Below are 18,728 nucleotides of genomic sequence, written 5' to 3'. Positions count from 1 at the left end.
AAGCGGGCCCGGCGGCGCGGTGCCGCCACGCCCGATCCTCCTGTTTAGGTTTACCTAAGTCAATGTGTTCCCGACGTGCTGTCGGCAAAAACCCCCGCGGTGGCAAAAACTCCTGGCAGAAACTCCTACGGCAGGGTCAGGATCTCCGCGCCGGTGTCCGTCACCACGAGGGTGTGCTCGAACTGGGCGGTGCGCTTGCGGTCCTTCGTGACGACTGTCCAGCCGTCCTCCCACATGTCGTACTCGTGGGTGCCCAGCGTCAGCATCGGCTCGATGGTGAAGGTCATGCCGGGCTCGATGACGGTGGTGGCGTGCGGGCTGTCGTAGTGCGGGATGATCAGGCCCGAGTGGAAGGACGAGTTGATGCCGTGTCCGGTGAAGTCCCGCACCACTCCGTACCCGAACCGCTTCGCGTACGACTCGATGACCCGGCCGATGACGTTGATCTGGCGGCCCGGCTTGACCGCCTTGATCGCGCGGTTCAGGGCCTCCCGGGTGCGCTCCACCAGCAGCCGCGACTCCTCGTCCACCTCGCCGCACAGGTAGGTGGCGTTGTTGTCGCCGTGCACGCCGCCGATGTACGCGGTCACGTCGAGGTTCACGATGTCGCCGTCCCGCAGGACGGTCGAGTCGGGGATCCCGTGGCAGATGACCTCGTTGAGCGAGGAGCAGAGGGACTTCGGGAACCCCCGGTAGCCGAGCGTCGAGGGGTAGGCGCCGTGGTCGCACATGTACTCGTGCGCGACCCGGTCCAGCTCGTCGGTGGTCACCCCGGGAGCGATGTGCTTTGCCGCCTCCTCCATCGCCTGGGCGGCGATCCGGCCGGCGATGCGCATGGCCTCGATGGTCTCGGCGGACTGCACCTCCGGGCCGGTGTAGGGAGAGGGCGCGGGCTTGCCCACGTACTCGGGCCGGCGGATGTTTCCGGGGACGGAACGGACGGGAGAGAGCTCGCCTGGTACGAGCAGCGACTGGCCAGACATGCAAGCGAGTGTATCCAGCGGTCATGGGGCAGCATGGCGACGAGAAGCGGTATCGAACGGTATCGAGCGGCGGTACCGCGAGCCGGCGGCGAGAGGAGCCCGAAGGCGATGGCCCTGTTCAAGAAGCGCCAGGTGGGAAAGCCGGGCGAGTGGTTCTACTGCCTCGTCCACCACAAGGTCGAGGAAGGCCCCGAGTGCCCCGCCAAGGACCGCTTCGGCCCCTACGCGACCCCGGAGGAGGCCTCCCACGCCATGGCGACGGCCGAGGAGCGCAACCTCGAATGGCAGAACGACCCCAAGTGGAACGACAAGACCCGCGAGGAGGAGGACGGCGGCGGCGCCACCCCGTGACGGCCCGCACGGGACGGGCGGCGTGACGCCACCCCCGCGGCGGCCCGCGCCGGGCGGTGGGTGACGCCACCCCCGCGGCGGCCCGAGCCGGGCGGTGCAGCGGCCGGCTACCAGCGGGTGGGCGGTGGGGCGGTCAGCTGGTCGGCCAGCCGGGCCAGCCGGTCGCGCAGCCGCCGCCGCCCCCGCTGCGCCGGCAGGCCGTTCTCCCCGGCCGCCGCGCTGACCAGGTGCTGCACGGTGTCCAGGTCCAGTTCGCCGGTCGCGGCCGGCACCGACAGGGCGTCGTGCGCGAGGGTGCCGAGGTCCGGGTCCCCGCCGTCCAGGGACAGTACGGTCGCCCCCGCGCGCCGGGCGTCGCACACCCGCTCCAGCAGCCCCTCGCCGGGCCGCTCCGGAGCCACCACCAGCAGCGTGTGCCCGCGCCGGGCCGCCTCCAGCCGGCCCAGCCCCACCGACAGGTGCGGCGGCTCACCCGGCCGCACGTGATGGCGTACCAGCGTCGGCGCCAGCTCCGGCAGACCCGACCAGGCGGCCTCGTCCACCAGGTGCGCCGCCAGGTGCCAGGGCTCGTACTGCTCCGTGCCCACCAGCAGCAGGCTGCCGCCGGACGGCACCACCGACCGGCGCAGCGAGCCCGCGAAGCGCCGGGCCTCGCCCGGCCACTGGGTTCCGGCGAGCACCTCGCGCAGCAGCGCCACCCTCACGGCATCCATGGCGGCATCCTGCACCATCGCGGCGCCCGCCCGGCCCGACACGGCCCTCCTCGTCCCGGCTACCCGGCAGTACCCTCGCCCCCATGACTTCCTCAGACAGCACGCAGAAGCCGCCGGCCAAGGACCCCTGGGACCTCCCGGACGTTTCCGGCCTCGTCGTCGGCGTCCTCGGCGGCACCGGCGACCAGGGCCGCGGCCTCGCCTACCGGCTCGCCCGCGCCGGCCAGAAGGTGATCATCGGCTCCCGCGCCGCCGACCGCGCGCGGAGCGCCGCCGAAGAGCTCGGCCTCGGCGTCGAAGGCGCCGACAACGCCGAGTGCGCCCGCCGCAGCGACGTCGTGATCATCGCGGTGCCGTGGGAGGGCCATGCCAAGACCCTCGAAGCGCTGCGCGAGGACCTCGCGGGCAAGCTCGTCGTGGACTGCGTGAACCCCCTCGGCTTCGACAAGCAGGGCGCCTACGCCCTCCAGGTCGAGGAGGGCAGCGCCGCACAGCAGGCCGCCGCGCTCCTGCCCGACTCCCGGGTGACCGCCGCCTTCCACCACCTCTCCGCCGTCCTCCTCCAGGACACCTCGGTCGAGGAGATCGACACCGACGTGATGGTCCTCGGCGAGTCCCGCGCCGACACCGACGTCGTCCAGGCCCTCGCGGCCCGCATCCCCGGCATGCGCGGCGTCTTCGCGGGCCGCCTGCGCAACGCCCACCAGGTCGAGGCGATGGTCGCGAACCTCATCTCCACCAACCGCCGCTACAAGGCCCACGCGGGCGTCCGCCTCACGGACGTGTGATCCCCCACGCCCGCGGCCCCGCTCCGGCGGCGGGGTCCGGGCGGGATGGGGGACACTGGAGGGGCTCGACCCCGACCCGTGTTCCCGAGGAGCTGTTCCGGATGCCCCGCCTTGCCGTCTTCGCCCTTGTCGTCTGCGTCCTCGCCGTGGCCGCGGCCGTGGTCGCCTTCGTGGAGGGCAGCTTCCTCGGGATCGTGTGGGTGCTGCTGGCGGGCGTCACGTCCAACATGGCCTGGTTCTACGTCCGCAAGGCCAAGGCCGAGAAGCAGCGCGCGGCCTGAGGCGGTCCCCGTCGGGGCTCAGTCCTCGGGGACGGCGCAGAAGCCGTCCGAGTCCTGCCAGAAGCGGTACAGGTCGCGGCCGCAGTACGTCTCCGGGTCCGAGACGCCGAGCGCGCGCAGGACCCCGCGCACCACGTCGAAGAAGAACAGGTTGACCTCGGGGATCCACAGCAGCGCGAACACCCCGATCAGCGCGAACGGCGCCAGCGGGGCCAGCTCGCGGCGCACGCGGTGGGAGAGCCAGGGCTCGATGACCCCGTAGCCGTCCAGCCCCGGGACCGGCAGGAAGTTCAGGATCGCCGCCGAGACCTGGAGCAGCGCGAGGAAGGCCAGCGCGAAGCGGAAGTGCACCGGCACCCCGTCGAGGGCGTCCAGCCAGAACGGGGCGGTGCAGACGACGGCGAACGCCACGTTCGTCAGGGGGCCCGCCGCCGAGACGAGGCTGTGCTTCCAGCGGCCCCTGATCCGGTCGCGTTCGATGTACACGGCCCCGCCGGGCAGGCCCAGCCCGCCCAGGATCACGAAGACCACCGGCAGCACGATGCTGAGCAGCGCGTGCGTGTACTTCAGCGGGTTCAGGGTGAGGTAGCCCTTGGCCCCGACCGTGATGTCACCGCCGTGCAGCGCCGTGCGGGCGTGCGCGTACTCGTGCAGGCACAGCGAGACCACCCACGCGGCCGTGACGAAGAGGAACACGGCCAGGCCCGGGCTCGCCGCGTAGCCCGTCCACACCGCCCAGCCGGTCACAGCCATGACGGCGACGATGCCGAGGAACACGGAACTGATCTGCCGCTCGCCGCGGACGCCCTGATGACCCATGCGGCGAAACCTATCCCGGGCTCCGGGCCGCCCCGCTCCCGGGGCCGGGGACAATGGGCCGGTGCGTTACGCGATTCTCGGCACCGCCCAGGCCATCCGCGACGACGGGAGCCCCGTCGCCGTCGGCGGAGCCCGCCTGCGCGCGCTCCTTACCGCGCTCGCCCTGCGGCCGGGCCGCGCGGTCCCGGCGGGGCTGCTGGTCGCCGAGGTGTGGGACGCCGCGCCGCCGGGCGACGCCGTCGCCGCGCTCCAGGCGCTGGTGGGGCGGCTGCGGCGGGCACTGGGGCACGCGGCCGTGCGTTCCGTCGAGGGCGGGTACCTCCTGGAGGCGCAGCGGGAGGACATCGACGCGTACCGCTTCGAACGGCTCGTGCGCTCCGCCGCGGCCGACCCGGACCCGGCCCGGGCGGCGGCCCTGTACGACGAGGCGCTCGCGCTGTGGCGGGGCCCGGCGCTGGCCTCCCTCCCCGATCCGGCGGCCGAGGCCGCGCGCTGGAATGCCGTACGGATGGACGCGCGCCGGGGCCGCCTGGGCGCGGCGCTGGCGCTGGGCGAGGCGGAACAGGCCCTGCCGGAGCTGACCGAGCTGTGTGCGCGGCAGCCGCTGGACGAGTCCGCGCAGGTGCTGCGGATCCGGGCCCTGCGTGCGGTGGGCCGCCCGGCGGAGGCGCTGGCCGCCTACGAGACGGTCCGCCAGGGCCTCGCCGCCCGCCTCGGCACGGACCCGGGCCGGGCCCTGCGCGCCCTGCACACGGAACTCCTCTCCCCGCCCCCGGACGCCCCCGCCCCGGCCCCGACCGGAGTCCGGCCCGCCGCGCAGGCGGCCCCCGCCGCCCCGGCCCCCGCCCCCGCGCAGCCGGCCGCCCCCGCCCCCGGGAACCTGCGCGCGCGGCTGACCACCTTCGTCGGGCGGGAGGAGGACATCCGCGTCCTCGGCGACGACCTCGCCCGGGCACGGCTCGTCACGCTGCTCGGACCCGGCGGCGCCGGGAAGACGCGGCTCTCCCAGGAGGCCGCCGAGGCGCACGCCCGCACGGCCCGCGCCGCGGGCGGCGACGACTGGCCCGACGGGGTGTGGTTCGCCGAGCTGGCGCCCGTGGACGACCCCGACGACGTCGCCGAGGCCGTCCTGGCCGCGCTCGGCGCCCGCGAGACGAAGCTGCGCGGCGCCGCCGCGGAGGAACTGCGCGCGCTGACCGACCGGGCCGGCCACGACCCCCTCGACCGGCTCACCGAGCACTGCTCCCGCCGCCGGCTCCTGCTGCTCCTGGACAACTGCGAGCACGTCATCGGCGCCGCCGCCCGGCTCGCCGAGCGGCTCCTGACCCACTGCCCCGGCGTGCGGATCCTGGCCACCAGCCGGGAACCCCTCGGCGTGCCGGGCGAGTTCCTGCGTCCCGTCGAGCCGCTGCCCGACCCCGTCGCGCTGCGGCTGCTGGGCGACCGCGGGGCCGCCGCCCGGCCCGGGTTCAGCGTCGCCGACGACCCGGCCGCCGCCGCGGAGATCTGCCGCCGCCTGGACGGGCTGCCGCTGGCGATCGAGCTGGCCGCCGCCCGGCTGCGCCTGCTCACCCCGCGCCAGATCGCCGACCGCCTCGACGACCGCTTCCGCCTGCTGACCGGCGGCGCCCGTACCGTCCTGCCCCGCCAGCAGACCCTGCGCGCCGTCGTCGACTGGTCGTGGGAGCTGCTGGACGAGCCCGAGCGGGCCGTCCTGCGGCGGCTGTCGGTCTTCGCCGGCGGCTGCGACCTGGACGCCGCCGAAGCGGTCTGCGCCGACCCGGAGGCGGGGGCGGACGCCGACGTCGCCGACAGCATGGCGGCCCTGGTCGACAAGTCCCTCGTCGTGGCCGCGCCCGGCCCCGCCGGCGAGATGCGCTACCGCCTCCTGGAGACCGTCGGCGAGTACGCCGCCGAGCGCCTCGCCGAGGCCGGCGGCGACCGGGAGGCCACCGAGCACCGCCACCTCGTCCACTACCGCGAACTCGCCCGCACCACCGAACCCCTGCTGCGCGGCCACCGCCAGCGCGCGGCCGCCGACCGGCTCGCCACCGAGTACGAGAACCTCCGTACCGCCCTGCGCCGGGCCGTCGCCACCCGCGACGCCGGCGAAGCGCTGTGCCTGGTGCACTCGCTCGGCTGGTACTGGCACATGCAGGACCTGCGGGCCGAGTCCCGGCACTGGTCGGACGCAGCCGCCGAACTCGGCCCCGACCCGTTCCGGCCGCCCCACACCCCCGCCGAGCCCGTCCACGAACGGCTCGTCGACTCGCCCCCGCCCTACTCCGGCGAGGTGCTCGCCGAGGGCTGGCGGGCCCTGCACCTGGTACGCCTGGCCGCCCGGGACCAGACCAGCAGCGACTGGGACACCCCGGAGGTCCGCGAACGGGTGAAGGGCGTGCTCGCCACCTACCGGCCCGGACTCCCGCAGACCTGCCGCCCCCCGGCCTCCCTGTGGATCTACGCCGTGATGATCGCGGGGGACGCGGGGCTGCTCAAGCGGGTCGTGGACGCGACCGTCGACACCGCCCGCGAACTCGGCTACCGCTGGGAGCTCGCCTCCGCCCTCCAGCTGCGGGCGAACATCCTCGCCAACCGCGCCGACTGGGCCGGCGACGCCTCCCGCGACGCCGACGAGAGCCTGGCCCTCTTCCGCGAACTCGGCGACGACTGGGGCTGCGCCGAAGCCCTGTCGGCCCGCGCCGAGTCCCGGGAGAAGCGCGGGGACTACGCCCTGTCCGCCCAGGACTACCGCGAGGCGATCGAGTACGCCGAACGCCTCGGCGCCAAGGCGCAGGTGACGGTGCTGCGGGTGCGGATGGCCGGCTCCCTCGTCGAGAGCGGCCGGATCGAGGAGGCCGAGCGGATCCTCACCGAGAGCCTCACCACGGTGGAACGGTTCGGCAACGAGGCCATGCCCGCCGCCCGGATGTTCCTCGCGCACCTCTACGGCACCACCGGCCGGATCCCCGAGGCCCGCGCCCAGATCCAGCTGCTGCGCGACGAGTTCGCGCTCGGCGCGTTCGCCGTCTTCGACGTGTTCCTGCTCGCCACGACGGCCTGGCTGGACAACCGGGAGGGCAAGCACGAGGACGCCCTGGCGCTGGCCCGTGAGGCCGCGGGGGCCGTCCGCCACCCGCTGGCGATGATGGTCGCCCCCCACATGCCCTCCCTGTACCTGCTGACGGCCGCGGTGGCCCGGGTGGGCCTCGGCGGCCGGGAACAGGCGTACGCGGGGGCTCGGCTGTTCGGCGCCTACCGGGCGCACCTTCCGGCGGGGCACGTCCCGGGCTCCTCGGAGCGGCAGGACGCCGCGCTCGCCGAGCAAGCGGCGCGGGCGGCGCTGGGCGACGCCGCGTACGGGGCGGCGTACGCCGAAGGCGGCGGCCTCACCCTGGAGGAGGCCACCGCCCTCATCTGATTCCGGCCGGCTCCCCCGCGCGGTGCCGTCCGGGACGCGATCCGGACGGACCGGCCTGCCCGGGATCAGGTCTTCTGGCGGAACTTGCGGACCGCGACCGGCATGGTGACCGCCGTGATGGCGACCGACCAGCCCAGGGTGATCCACACGGAGTTGCCCAGCGGGGTGCCGTTGATCAGGCCGCGGGCCGCGTCGGCCAGATTGGACAGCGGGTTGTAGTCCGTGAAGCTCTGCAGCCAGCCGGGCATCGTCGTCGGCGGGGCGAAGATCGAGCTGCCGAACTGCAGCGGCATCAGGACCATCATCGCCATGCCCTGCACGGCCTGTGCGGTCTTCAGCGTCAGACCCAGCAGGATGAAGATCCACATCAGTGAGGCGCCGAAGACGGCCGACAGCCCGATGGCGAGGAACAGTTCCAGCACCGAGGACTTGATGGACAGGCCGAGGATGAAGCCCACGGCGAGCAGGATCGTGATGGCGACCATCATCCGGCCGAGCTCGACCACGATCTTCGCGATGAGGACCGACGACCGGGCGATCGGCATGGCCCGGAAGCGGTCCATCACGCCCTTCTTGAAGTCGTCGTTGACGCCGGTGCCCACACCCATGGCGATGTTCATGCCCATCATCGCCATCAGGCCCGGGACGACGTAGTTGACGTACTCGCCCTGGTTGCCCTTGCCGGAGATCGCGCCGCCGAAGACGAACACGAACAGCAGCGTGAAGATGATCGGCATGAACAGGACGTCGAACATCGACTCCGGGTCCTGCTTGATCTGGAGCGCGTTGCGGCGGACCAGGGCGCCGATGTGGCGCAGGTTGGCCCGCAGGCCGATCCGGCCCTCGTCGGGCAGCGGGGACGTGGCGGCGGCCGCGGCGCCGGTGCGGGGCTTCGTCGTGGTGGCGGTGCTCATGCCGCGACCTCCTGGTCCGTCTCGGTCTTCTCGGTGGGTACGGCGTCCCGCGCCGCGGCCGGCCGCTGGCCGGTGATGGACAGGAACACCTCGTCCAGGCTCGGCAGGTACGTGCCGAGGTCGGCGATCGCGTACCCGCGGGCGGCCAGCAGGCCGACCACGGCGGTCAGCTGCTCGTCGCTCAGGATGGGGACCAGCAGCACCCCCTCGTCCGGCACCGCCTGGGAGCCGGCCACGCCGTCCAGGCCGGTCTCCGCCAGAGCGCGCGCCATGCCGGGCAGGTCGGAAGCGTCCGCCGGGCGGATCCGCAGGGTGCGGCCGCCGACGCGGGCCTTCAGCTCGTCGACCCCGCCCTTGGCGATGACCTTGCCCCGGTCGATGACCGTCAGCTCGCTCGCGAGCTGCTCGGCCTCTTCCATGTACTGGGTGGTGAGCAGGACGGTGGCGCCCTCGGCGACCATCCGCTGCACCTCGTCCCACACCTCGTTGCGGGTACGGGGGTCCAGGCCGGTGGTCGGCTCGTCCAGGTAGAGCACCGCCGGGCGGCCGATCATGGAGGCGGCCAGGTCGAGCCGGCGGCGCATGCCGCCGGAGTAGTTCATCACGGCCTTCTTCGCGGCCTCGGTGAGGGAGAACCGCTCCAGCAGCTCGTCCGCGCGGGCCCGGGCGTCCTTGCGGGACAGGTCCAGCAGCCGGCCGATCATGTAGAGGTTCTCCCAGCCGGAGAGCTTCTCGTCGACCGAGGCGTACTGGCCGGTCAGGCCGATCGTGCGGCGCAGCTGCCGGGGCTGGCGGACCACGTCGAAGCCGGCGACGGTCGCCGTGCCCGCGTCCGGGACGATCAGGGTGGACAGGCAGCGGACCAGGGTGGTCTTGCCGGCGCCGTTCGGTCCGAGGACGCCGAGCACGGTGCCCTCGCGGACATCCAGGTCGACCCCGTCCAGGGCCTTGGTCTCGCCGTAGTGCTTGACCAGCCCCCGCACTTCCACGGCGTGGGAGTTCTTGTCGTTTCGCGTCATGCCGCCATGGGACCAGCCGCCACTGACAAACCGCCGACAGCCGGCCGACAGCCCGCCGACAGCGGACCGACGGGCAGCCGAAAGCCCGCCGGCCCTGTCGGCCGGCGGGCTGTCGGTACGCGCGGACTAGTGGAAGGCGTGCTCCTCCTGCGGGAACGTTCCGCCGACCACGTCCTCGGCGAAGGCCTTCGCCGCGTCACCCATCGTGCGGCGCAGGTCCGCGTACTGCTTGACGAAGCGCGGCATCTTCCCGCCGGTCAGGCCCATCATGTCGGTCCACACCAGCACCTGCGCGTCGCACTCCGCGCCCGCGCCGATACCGACGGTCGGGATGTGCAGGGACCGGGTGACCTCGGCGGCCAGCTCGGCCGGCACCAGTTCCAGGACCACCGCGAAGGCACCGGCGTCCTGCGCCGCCTTCGCGTCGCGCAGCAGCTGGTGCGCGGCCTCGTCGGTGCGGCCCTGCACCCGGTAGCCCATGGCGTTGACGGACTGCGGGGTCAGGCCCAGGTGGGACATGACCGGGATGCCGGACTGCACGATCAGCTCGGTCTGGTGCAGCGAGCGCTCGCCGCCCTCCAGCTTGACCGCCCCGACACCGGCCTCCTTCACCAGCCGGGTCGCGCTGCGCAGGGCCTGCACGGCGCCTTCCTGGTAGGAGCCGAACGGCAGGTCGCCGACGACCAGGGCCCGGCTGGTGCCCCGTACGACGGCCGCCGACAGCAGGGTCATCTCGTCCATCGTCACGGGGACGGTGGTGTCGTAGCCGAGGTGACAGTTGCCCATCGAGTCACCGACGAGGATGACCGGGATGCCGGCCTCGTCGAACACGGACGCCGTCATGGCGTCGTAGGCGGTGAGCATGGGCCACTTCTCGCCGCGCTCCTTGGCGAGGTTCAGGTCGCGGACGGTGATTCGCCGGTTGCCCGTCCCCCCGTAGAGGGTGGGGGAGGCGGCTTCGCGGGCAGGCGAAACGGCATGCGTCATTGCAACTGCTCCTTGTGTCATCTCGAGGCGCCCTCACGGCGTCCCCGGACTCACCCACCATGGTGGCACCCGTCGGGCCGTGGACGGAAGTGGCAGGGCTGCGGCGCGCTGACCCGTCCGTCACACTCCCGGCCCGCCTCCAGGCGCGCAGGAGCCAATGTGCGCGTTTCGTGACAAGCGGAACCCCGGCCGTACGACCGTTCGTCCTCTCGGTCGTACGGCCGCGAGGACGGCACGAAAGGCTTCGGACATCGCCTAGGGTCAAGGGGCGGGGACGGAGCGCGAGCACGGCAGCGAGGACATGGCATGGCACAGGCGTACATGACGGAGACGGGGAACGGCGGCTCAGAGCCCGGACCCCCCGGATCCGGCCTGAAGCGCCGGCTGGCCGAGCTGCGCGGCGACCGGGGCATCTGGAAGCGCGGGATCGTCACCGCCGCCGTCGCCGCGCTGATCTCGCTGGTCATGATCTTCCACGCGGAGCTGCCCAACGACGTGGGCAACCTCGGCAGCCTCACCGAGACCTTCCTGCCCTGGCTGGGCCTGGCCGTCCCGGTCCTGCTCGCCATCGCCGTGGTCCGCAGGTCCGCCACGGCCCTGATCGCGATACTGCTGACCGCCGTGGTGTGGGTGAACCTCTTCGGCGGCCTGCTGACGGACAAGTCGGGCGGCGGCGGCAACCTGATGGTCGCCACCCACAACGTGGACGCCGACAACCCCGACCCCCGCGGCACCGCCGAGGCGGTCGCCACGTCGGGGGCCGACGTACTGGCCCTGACCGAGCTCAAGGCCGGCGCCGTCCCCGCCTACGAGAAGGCCCTGGAGCGCACGTACAAGTACCACGCGGTCGAGGGCACGGTCGGCGTGTGGAGCAAGTACCCGCTGACCTCCAGCAAGCCCGTGGACATCCGGCTGGGCTGGACCCGCGCCATGCGCACCACGGTCGCCGGCCCGTTCGGCGAAATCGGCGTCTACGTCGCCCACCTGCCCTCGGTCCGCGTCAAGCTGAACGCCGGCTTCACCGCCAACCAGCGCGACGACAGCGCCGACGCGCTCGGCGCGGCCCTCGCCTCCGAACCGCTGAAGAACGTCATCCTGCTCGGCGACCTCAACGGCACCATGAACGACCGCGCCCTGTCCGAGGTCACCTCGCAGATGCGCTCCACCCAGGGCGCGGCCGGCGACGGCTTCGGCTTCAGCTGGCCCGCGCAGTTCCCGATGGCCCGGATCGACCAGATCATGGTCCGCGGGGTGAAGCCGGAGGCCTCCTGGACGCTGCCGCGCACGAGCAGCGACCACCTCCCGGTCGCCGCCCGGGTGACCGTGCGCAAGTGACGTGAGGGGCGCGACGCCCGCACGCGACGGAGGGGCCCGCCGCACGAGCGGCGGGCCCCTCCCGGGTGCGGCGGCTACGCGCGCTCGCGCCAGCCGTTGGTGATGGGCAGGCGGCGGTCCTTGCCGAAGCCCTTCGCGGAGATCTTGGTGCCCGGCGGGTACTGGCGGCGCTTGTACTCCGCCGTGTCCACCATCCGCAGGATCCGGGCGACCAGCTGCCGGTCGAAGCCGGCCTCGACGATCGCCTCCAGGCCCTGGTCCCGGTCCACGTACAGGGCCAGGATCGCGTCGAGCACCGGGTAGTCCGGCAGCGAGTCCGTGTCCACCTGCCCCGGGCTGAGCTCGGCGCTCGGCGGCTTCACGATCGAGTTCTCCGGGATGGGCGGGGTCTCGCCCCGCTCCTGCGCGGCCCGGTTGCGGTACCGGGCGAGCCGGAAGACGTCGCTCTTGTAGACGTCCTTGATCGGCCCGTACGCGCCGACGGAGTCGCCGTAGAGGGTGGAGTAGCCGACGGCCAGCTCGGACTTGTTGCCCGGGGCTAGCACGATGTGGCCCTCCTGGTTGGAGACCGCCATCAGCAGGGTGCCGCGCAGCCGGGACTGGAGGTTCTCCTCGGCCAGGCCGGTCAGGCCCAGCGCGCCCATGTAGGCGTCGAACATCGGCTCGATCGGGACGGTGCGGAAGTTGAGCCCGGTCCGCGCGGCCAGGTCGGCGGCGTCGCCCTTGGAGTGCTCCGAGGAGTACTTCGAGGGCATGGAGATGCCGTACACGTTCTGCGCGCCGACCGCGTCGCAGGCGATGGCCGCGACGAGCGCCGAGTCGATGCCCCCGGAGAGCCCGATCAGGACGGAGCGGAAGCCGTTCTTGCGGACGTACGCGCGCAGGCCCACCACCAGGGCGTCGTAGACCTCCTCGTCGTCGTCCAGGCGGTCGGCGTAGCCGCCGGGCACGACCGGCTCGTACGCCTGGACCGGCTCCTCGGAGAGGATCACGCGGTCGATGCGCAGCCCGTCGTCGACGACGCCCTCGGGGGCGTCGGCCCGCGCCGCCGGCAGGTCCAGGTCCACCAGCACGCAGCCCTCGGAGAACTGCGGGGCGCGGGCGATGACCTCGCCGGAGGCGTCCACGACGATCGAGTCGCCGTCGAAGACCAGCTCGTCCTGGCCGCCCATCATCGCCACGTAGGCGAGGGTGCAGCCGGCCTCCTTCGCCCGCCTGCGGACCAGTTCGAGCCGTACGTCGTCCTTGTTGCGCTCGTACGGGGAGGCGTTGACCGAGATCAGCAGCCCGGCCCCGGCGGAGCGGGTCGCCGGGACGCGGCCGCCGTCCTGCCAGAGGTCCTCGCAGATGGCCAGGGCCACGTCGACGCCGTGCACCCGGATCACCGGCTGGGTGCTGCCCGGCACGAAGTACCGGAACTCGTCGAAGACGCCGTAGTTGGGGAGGTGGTGCTTGGCGAACCGCAGCACGACCTTCCCGCCGTACAGCACGGCGGCCGCGTTCTCCGGGGAGCCGGGCGGGAGGCCGAGCCGCGGGACGGCCTTCTCGCTGCGGTCGAGGTAGCCGACGACGACGGGGAGCCCGCCGAAGCCCTCGTCCGCCAGCCGCCGGGCGAGCGCGGCCAGTGCGGTGCGGGACGCGTCGACGAAGGACTCCCGCAGGGCCAGGTCCTCGACGGGGTACCCGGTCAGCGTCATCTCCGGGAACGCCACCAGGTGGGCGCCCTGCTCGGCGGAGTGCCGCGTCCAGTGCACGACCGAGTCGGAATTGGCGGCGATGTCGCCGACCCGCGAGTCGATCTGATTCAGCGCGAGGCGAAGTTGAGGCACGGGGCCCAGTCTAATCGTCTTTCTGACGCGATGTCCTGGGCCCCGGCCGTCCGGGTACGGATCCGGGCCCGTTCAGCCGATCGGGCCGCTGAACTTCGCCGGGGGCAGCAGCACGCCGGGGGAGAGCTCCGCGCTGATGCTCCGGGTGCCCACGGGGACCTCGAAGGCGGCGCTGCCGGAAGCGGAGTGGCCCGGTTCGATGACGGTGTCGACGCGCTTGGGCATCCGGCCGTCGAAGACGAGCTTGCCGGCCTTGCCCTGGTCGTCGCGGACCTCGGGGATCGCGTGGACGACGCGGTGGGGCTCGTCCGAGGTGTTGGTGATGGTGAAGGGCACCTCCACCGCGTTGCCCACCTCGATCCACTTGCTGCTGGTCGTGTACGCCCGGGGCTGCCCGATCGTCAGCTCGATTCCGTTGGGGTAGGTGTACGTACGGCCGAAGGCGAGCGGGGTGCTCATGCCGGGGCCCGTCGACGGGGCGGGGTAGGGGGTGTCGGCGTCGGGGTCCTCGTCGTCGTAGTCGTCGTAGTCGTCGTCCTCCCATTCCCCGCCGGCCGGGCCGTGGGCGGAGCGGTCGATGGCCCGGTCGATGACGGTGACGGTGGTGAACCAGCCGCCGACGCACGCGCCGAGGCCGAGCACGCCGAGCACGGCACCCACGACGGCCATCGCCTTGCGCGGGGCGCCGGCGCGGGCGCGCACGAAGGCGGCGATGCCGAGGCCGAGGGCGGTCAGGCCGAGCAGGGCGCCGATCCAGAACACGAAGGGGACGAGGGCCACGGGGACGGCCACCAGGCCCAGGACCAGCGCGGCGACGGCCATCCCGTTGGAGGGCGCGGCGGGGGCGGGGTGGAAGCCGGGGTAGCCGGGGTATCCGCCGTACGGCGCTGCGGGCTGACCGGGCTGACCGGGCTGGCTCCAGGCGGCGGCGGGGGGCGCGGCGGAGATCGGCGCGAACTGCGGCGGGGTGGCCCCGGGGGCGGGGGTCGCGAAGGGGTTGTACTCCTCGGCCGGCGGCGGGGTCGGCGGGGCGAGGGGAGCCGGAGCGGGGGCGGGCGGCGGCGTGAGGGGCGGGATGCCCGCCTGCGGCGGCGCGACCGGCGGTACATCGGCGTGCGGGGTCGCCCCACCCGCCGGGATGGCATCCTCCGGAGCGGGGGGCGGGGTCTTCGCCAGGGACGGGCCGCCGGCCTCCGGAGCGGGCGCCGGGGTCTTCTCCAGGAACGGGCGGGTCTCCGGAGCGGGCGCCGGCAGCTTTGCCAGCGACGGGCCGGCCGGCTCGGACTCCGGCGGGGTCTTCTCCAGGGACGGGCGGGTCTCCGGAGCGGGGGGCGCCGGCGACGGGCGGGCGTCCTCCGGTTCGGGCGCCGGGGTCTTCGCCGGCGACGGGCCGGCTGGCTCCGGCTCCGGCGGGGTAGGGGCCTGGGCCCCGGGGGACTTCAGCAGCGACGGCCTTGCCGGCTCCGGCTCCGGCGCCTGCGGGGGCTCCGACGGCGACGGCTTCGCCGTCTCGGGTATGGGCGTGCCCGCGGCCTCGGTCGGCGGACCGGACGGGGGCTCGGGCGGGTTCGGGGGCGTGCTCATACCTGGCGGCGTCCTTGGGTTGTGCGGCGTACGGAGCGCGGAACGCGGTGTACGGACGATGCGGGCAGACTGCCACGCCCTCCGGCCCCCTCCAACCCCGGTACGGCCCCGGCCCCGCCCGGGGGAACGGAAATCGGCCGATGTGCCGGAATCGCGGGAACCCGGCCGGTCCCGTGCCCGTTCCCCCGGTGTGGGACTCGGCCGGATGGCCCAGCAGCGCCGCCGCCCGGGGGCGCCGCACGCCATCGCCGCATCCGCTGAGGAACAGTCACCCCATGCGCACACACCGCCCCGCAGGCGAGGAACGCCCCAGGGGCCGGACCGGGCCCGTCGCCCTCCTCGTCGGCCTCGGCGCGGCCGCGTACACCGCCTGGGTGCTCGAAGTCGTCCTCTCGACCGGCCTCAACCCCATCGAGGCCTACGTCAGCGAACTCGCCGCCCAGGACCAGCCCCTCGGCGGCCTCTTCCGGGCCACCGACTTCACCGCGGGCCTGCTCGTCTTCCTCGGCGGGCTGCTCGCCCTCGCGCGCGTCCGCGGCCCCGCGTCCAGGGGCGCCTGGGCCGTCGCCGGCTGGGCCGGGGTCACCCTCTTCGGCGCGGCCACCGCCGCCGACGCCTGGCTGCCGCTCAGCTGCCGGCCGACCGTCGACCCGGAGTGCGCCGCCCGCGAGACCGCCGGACTGGTCCCGGCCACCCACCAGGCGCACGCCGTCAGCAGCAGCCTCGCGATGGCCGGCGCCCTCGTCGGGACGGTGGCCCTCACCGTCGCCGCCCGCCGCTACGGGCGGCATGCCCCGCTCGCCCGCCACGGCCCGGCCCTCGTCGTCCTCGAACTGCTCGCCACCGCCTGGACCCTGACCGCGATCTCCCTGTTCACCGCCGGGCGCGGGACCTGGGCGCTCGGCGCCGGGCAGCGGCTCCAGGTGCTGCTGGTCGCCCTCTGGCTGGGGCTGCTGGCGTACTCCGTCCACCGGGAGCGCCGGACGTGAGCGGCCCGGCCCGCTTCGTCCGGGTGGACGGGGTCCCGCTGCACGTGGTCGTCGAGGGCGCCGGGCCCCCGGTGGTGCTGAGCGCCGGCCTCGCCATGGCCTGGTTCGACTGGGACCCCGTCGCGGCCCTGCTCGCGGCCCGGGGCCGCACCGTGGTCCGGTTCGACCGTCCGGGGCACGGGCTGAGCGGCCCCGCGGCCGGGCCGTCGGGCGCCGCCGCGGAAGCCCGCCGCATCGCCGGGCTGCTGGACGCGCTGGGGCTGGGCGGCGCACCGGTGACCGCCGTCGGGCACTCCATCGCCGGGTTCCACGCCGAGGCCTTCGCCCGCCTGTACCCGGAGCGCACCGCCGCCCTCGTCCTGGTCGACGCCAGCGTGGAGGAGGCCCCCCGTACGGTGCTGCCCGCCGCGCTGCGCACCGGCGCCGCCCGCGCCCTCGGCCGGGCCGTGACCGCCGCCGGGCTCCCGGCCGCGCTGGGGCCCGCGCTGCGGCGCGGCGCCGTACGGGCCTCCCGGGCGGGGCGGGCCGCCGACCCGGCCGCGCGGGACCTCGTACGCCGCTGCTACCGCACGGGCCGGGTCTGGCGCGGCGCCCTCCTGGAGAACGCCCGCTACCCTGACACCGCCGCCGAACTGCTCGTCCTGCGCGGGGAGCACCCGCTGGCGGCCCCCGCCACCGTCCTGGCCGGCCACGACGGCTCGGCCGGGGGCGCCGCCCTGCGCTGGCTCGGCCGTCAGGCGGCGCTGGCCGACCTGCTCGGCGCCCGCTTCGAGGTCGCCGTACCGGCCGGGCACCTGGTCATGCTGGACCGCCCGCACGAGGTGGCCCGGGCGGTCCTGCACACGGCATAGGGGGCGTCCGCAGTCCCGCCTGCCCGTCGGGCGGCCGGCGCTACTTCGCGGACACCCCCTGGCACCAGCCGGCGTTCGTGCGCCCGGTCCGCGCTCACCCGCGCGGAGCGGCCCCGCGCTGCTTCAGCATGTCCGCCATCAGGGTCAGCTCCGACTGCTGCGCCTCGGCCATGCCCTGCGCCAGCGCCCGCTCCGCGGGCGTGCCGCACTGGCGGGCGCAGGCCTCGGCCATGGAGACGCCGCCCTTGTGGTGGTCGGTCATCAGCTGGAGGTAGAGCACCTCGGCGTCCCGGCCGCCGGCCGCACCCAGCCGTTCCAGTTCCTCCTTGGTGGCCATACCGGGCATCAGCGCGCCGGGCTTGGTGCCGACGTGCCCCTCGTGGCCCCCGTGACCTCCGTGCCCCTCCGAGGACTGCATCCAGGACATCGGCGGCTCGTCGGCCACCACCTTCGGCAGCCCCCAGAGGTCCAGCCAGCCCAGCAGCATGCCGCGCTGGTTGGCCTGGGTGTTCGCGATGTCGTACGCGAGGCCGCGCACGGGCTCGTCCTGGGTGCGGTCGCGGACGATGAAGGACATCTCCACCGCCTGCTGGTGGTGCACCGCCATGTCCCGGGCGAAGCCCGCGTCCGGCGAGTACAGCGCGGGCGCGGCGCGGTCGCCGCCGCCGTCCGGGCCGTTCGCGGTGGCGACCGTGGCCCCCACCGCGAACAGCACCGCCAACACGACGGCCGCGCCCGCCGCCCAGTACGTACGGGTCACTTCTCGCCCAGCCCGTTGGTGCAGGCCGCGCCCGGCTCGGGGGTCTGCTGGCCCTGCACGTACTTGGTGAAGAACTGCGCCACCCGCGGGTCGTCCGCCTTGTCCACCGTCAGCTGCTTGCCCCAGGCGCTGAGCATGATCGCCCCGGTCTGCTCCTTGACGGGGCTCATCAGCGTGTACGGGGTCTTGGTGACCTTCTCCCTGAGCTTGTCGAGCTCGCCCGCCGCGGCCTTGTCGCTGTACGTCACCCAGACCGCGCCGTGCTCCAGCGAGTGGACGGCGTTCACCTCGGGGACCGGGTTCTTGTAGACGTCGCCGTTGCAGTTCATCCAGCGGGGGTGGTGGTCGCCGCCGACGGGCGGGTTCATCTCGTACTTGACCGGGGTCTCGACGTGGTTGCGGCCGAGCTTCTTGGCGTCCCAGGTCTGCTCGCCCGACACGGGGGCCTTGCGGGCCGCCTCCGCGTCCTTCTCCTTCTGCTTCTGGTCGATCAGCACCCAGGCCCCGAACCCGACGAGTCCGGCGACGATCGCCGTGGAGATGCTGATCGCGAGGATCTTGTTGCGCCGCTCGCGCGACTGCTCGGCGCGGCGCATCTCGGCTATGCGCTGCTGGCGGGAGTTCTGGTCCGACGTCCTGCTGGCCATGTGCCCTGGTTCCTTCTGCTGAGGGGGGTGTGGGGGTGGAGCCGGTGGTGCCGTCCGGTGCGCCGGAGCGCTCAGGTCCGCAGCACTTGCAGGACGTGCAGCCCGGGGGCGCGCGCGAGGGTCCCGGGCGGCCGCACCGGCCCCGCGGCCGCGCCCGGGCGGACGGCGGGCGCCGGTCCGCTCCGGGGCAGGGCCACGGCGGGCGGCGGGGCGGGCAGCACGGCCGGGGTCACATGGGAGAGGGGGGAACAGCCCGGCAGGTCCTGCGGGGACACGCACGTGGCGTGCGCGCCGTGCCCGGCGTGCACCCGTCCGGGTTCCGCCACGGGCCGCACGCACAGCAAGGCCACGCCGGCCGCCACGCCGACGGCGACCAGCAGTGTCAGGACGGCGCGCCGAAGGGGGCGCCCGTGGCGCCCGCTCCCCGTGTGCTCCCAGCCCCCCATGGGCGCCGATG

18 protein-coding genes are annotated in these 18,728 nt (G+C 74.3%); 7 read left to right on the top strand and 11 right to left on the bottom strand.

All coding sequences use genetic code 11. From position 1 onward, the window contains the following. Positions 1-125: 125 nt before the first annotated feature. Positions 126-983: a type I methionyl aminopeptidase gene (gene map / locus ACZ501_RS02365; protein ID WP_361607314.1), complete on the bottom strand. Its 858-nt coding sequence runs from the start codon at positions 981-983 to the stop codon at positions 126-128. 108 nt (positions 984-1,091) lie between these two features. Between map and ACZ501_RS02360 the strand changes: the two genes are divergently transcribed. Further along, positions 1,092-1,334 carry a hypothetical protein gene (locus ACZ501_RS02360; protein ID WP_361607311.1) on the top strand — a complete coding sequence of 81 codons (243 nt, stop codon included), beginning with the start codon at positions 1,092-1,094 and terminating at the stop codon, positions 1,332-1,334. A gap of 107 nt (positions 1,335-1,441) precedes the next feature. Here the strand turns inward: ACZ501_RS02360 and ACZ501_RS02355 are convergent, their stop codons facing one another. Further along, positions 1,442-2,047, bottom strand: coding sequence for a hypothetical protein (locus ACZ501_RS02355; RefSeq protein WP_361607308.1), 606 nt, complete (start codon positions 2,045-2,047; stop codon positions 1,442-1,444). A gap of 83 nt (positions 2,048-2,130) precedes the next feature. Between ACZ501_RS02355 and npdG the strand changes: the two genes are divergently transcribed. Both npdG and ACZ501_RS02345 read left to right on the top strand, forming a co-directional pair. Further along, positions 2,131-2,835, top strand: coding sequence for an NADPH-dependent F420 reductase (gene npdG / locus ACZ501_RS02350; protein WP_361607305.1), 705 nt, complete (start codon positions 2,131-2,133; stop codon positions 2,833-2,835). Positions 2,836-2,936: 101 nt separating this feature from the next. Beyond that, complete coding sequence (locus ACZ501_RS02345) at positions 2,937-3,116, top strand: hypothetical protein (RefSeq protein WP_361607302.1); 180 nt, start codon at positions 2,937-2,939, stop codon at positions 3,114-3,116. Positions 3,117-3,134: 18 nt separating this feature from the next. Here the strand turns inward: ACZ501_RS02345 and ACZ501_RS02340 are convergent, their stop codons facing one another. After that, entirely contained in the window at positions 3,135-3,935 is an 801-nt protein-coding gene (locus tag ACZ501_RS02340) for a site-2 protease family protein (RefSeq protein WP_362459541.1), read from the bottom strand. 61 nt (positions 3,936-3,996) lie between these two features. Here ACZ501_RS02340 and ACZ501_RS02335 point away from each other — a divergent pair, with 61 nt between their 5' ends. After that, positions 3,997-7,356 carry an AfsR/SARP family transcriptional regulator gene (locus tag ACZ501_RS02335; protein WP_468791866.1) on the top strand — a complete coding sequence of 1,120 codons (3,360 nt, stop codon included), beginning with the start codon at positions 3,997-3,999 and terminating at the stop codon, positions 7,354-7,356. Between the two features lie 65 nt (positions 7,357-7,421). Here ACZ501_RS02335 and ACZ501_RS02330 read toward each other — a convergent pair whose 3' ends face one another. The 3 genes from ACZ501_RS02330 to panB form a co-directional block, all read right to left on the bottom strand. Further along, positions 7,422-8,270, bottom strand: a complete 849-nt coding sequence (locus ACZ501_RS02330) for an ABC transporter permease (protein WP_468791863.1) — start codon at positions 8,268-8,270, stop codon at positions 7,422-7,424. Continuing rightward, positions 8,267-9,289, bottom strand: coding sequence for an ATP-binding cassette domain-containing protein (locus tag ACZ501_RS02325; protein ID WP_361607053.1), 1,023 nt, complete (start codon positions 9,287-9,289; stop codon positions 8,267-8,269). Before ACZ501_RS02325 ends, ACZ501_RS02330 begins: the two co-directional genes overlap by 4 nt. A 126-nt stretch (positions 9,290-9,415) precedes the next feature. After that, the gene (gene panB, locus ACZ501_RS02320) at positions 9,416-10,276 is read right to left on the bottom strand and encodes a 3-methyl-2-oxobutanoate hydroxymethyltransferase (protein WP_361607056.1); all 861 of its coding nucleotides are present in this window, start codon (positions 10,274-10,276) and stop codon (positions 9,416-9,418) included. A 306-nt stretch (positions 10,277-10,582) separates the two neighbouring features. Between panB and ACZ501_RS02315 the strand changes: the two genes are divergently transcribed. Beyond that, the gene (locus ACZ501_RS02315; RefSeq protein WP_361607059.1) at positions 10,583-11,611 is read left to right on the top strand and encodes an endonuclease/exonuclease/phosphatase family protein; all 1,029 of its coding nucleotides are present in this window, start codon (positions 10,583-10,585) and stop codon (positions 11,609-11,611) included. Positions 11,612-11,685: 74 nt separating this feature from the next. Here the strand turns inward: ACZ501_RS02315 and ACZ501_RS02310 are convergent, their stop codons facing one another. Both ACZ501_RS02310 and ACZ501_RS02305 read right to left on the bottom strand, forming a co-directional pair. Then, positions 11,686-13,440 carry an NAD+ synthase gene (locus tag ACZ501_RS02310; RefSeq protein WP_362459556.1) on the bottom strand — a complete coding sequence of 585 codons (1,755 nt, stop codon included), beginning with the start codon at positions 13,438-13,440 and terminating at the stop codon, positions 11,686-11,688. Positions 13,441-13,512: 72 nt separating this feature from the next. Continuing rightward, entirely contained in the window at positions 13,513-15,024 is a 1,512-nt protein-coding gene (locus tag ACZ501_RS02305; protein WP_468791860.1) for a hypothetical protein, read from the bottom strand. Positions 15,025-15,299: 275 nt separating this feature from the next. Between ACZ501_RS02305 and ACZ501_RS02300 the strand changes: the two genes are divergently transcribed. Together ACZ501_RS02300 and ACZ501_RS02295 are read left to right on the top strand one after the other, a co-directional pair. Further along, positions 15,300-16,013, top strand: coding sequence for a DUF998 domain-containing protein (locus ACZ501_RS02300; RefSeq protein WP_468791857.1), 714 nt, complete (start codon positions 15,300-15,302; stop codon positions 16,011-16,013). Continuing rightward, positions 16,010-16,864, top strand: a complete 855-nt coding sequence (locus tag ACZ501_RS02295; RefSeq protein WP_468791854.1) for an alpha/beta fold hydrolase — start codon at positions 16,010-16,012, stop codon at positions 16,862-16,864. The genes ACZ501_RS02300 and ACZ501_RS02295 overlap by 4 nt, the downstream gene beginning before the upstream one ends. A 94-nt stretch (positions 16,865-16,958) precedes the next feature. Here ACZ501_RS02295 and ACZ501_RS02290 read toward each other — a convergent pair whose 3' ends face one another. From ACZ501_RS02290 to ACZ501_RS02280, 3 genes are all read right to left on the bottom strand, one after another. Further along, positions 16,959-17,624, bottom strand: a complete 666-nt coding sequence (locus ACZ501_RS02290; protein ID WP_361607073.1) for a DUF305 domain-containing protein — start codon at positions 17,622-17,624, stop codon at positions 16,959-16,961. Beyond that, positions 17,621-18,271, bottom strand: a complete 651-nt coding sequence (locus tag ACZ501_RS02285; RefSeq protein WP_361607076.1) for a DUF3105 domain-containing protein — start codon at positions 18,269-18,271, stop codon at positions 17,621-17,623. The genes ACZ501_RS02290 and ACZ501_RS02285 overlap by 4 nt, the downstream gene beginning before the upstream one ends. Positions 18,272-18,342: 71 nt before the next feature. Then, positions 18,343-18,717, bottom strand: coding sequence for a hypothetical protein (locus ACZ501_RS02280; RefSeq protein WP_468791851.1), 375 nt, complete (start codon positions 18,715-18,717; stop codon positions 18,343-18,345). Between the last annotated feature and the right edge of the window lie 11 nt (positions 18,718-18,728).

The sequence above is a fragment of the Streptomyces sp. NPDC034085 genome, assembly GCF_055575555.1.
This window is presented reverse-complemented; position numbering and strand designations above follow the sequence as displayed.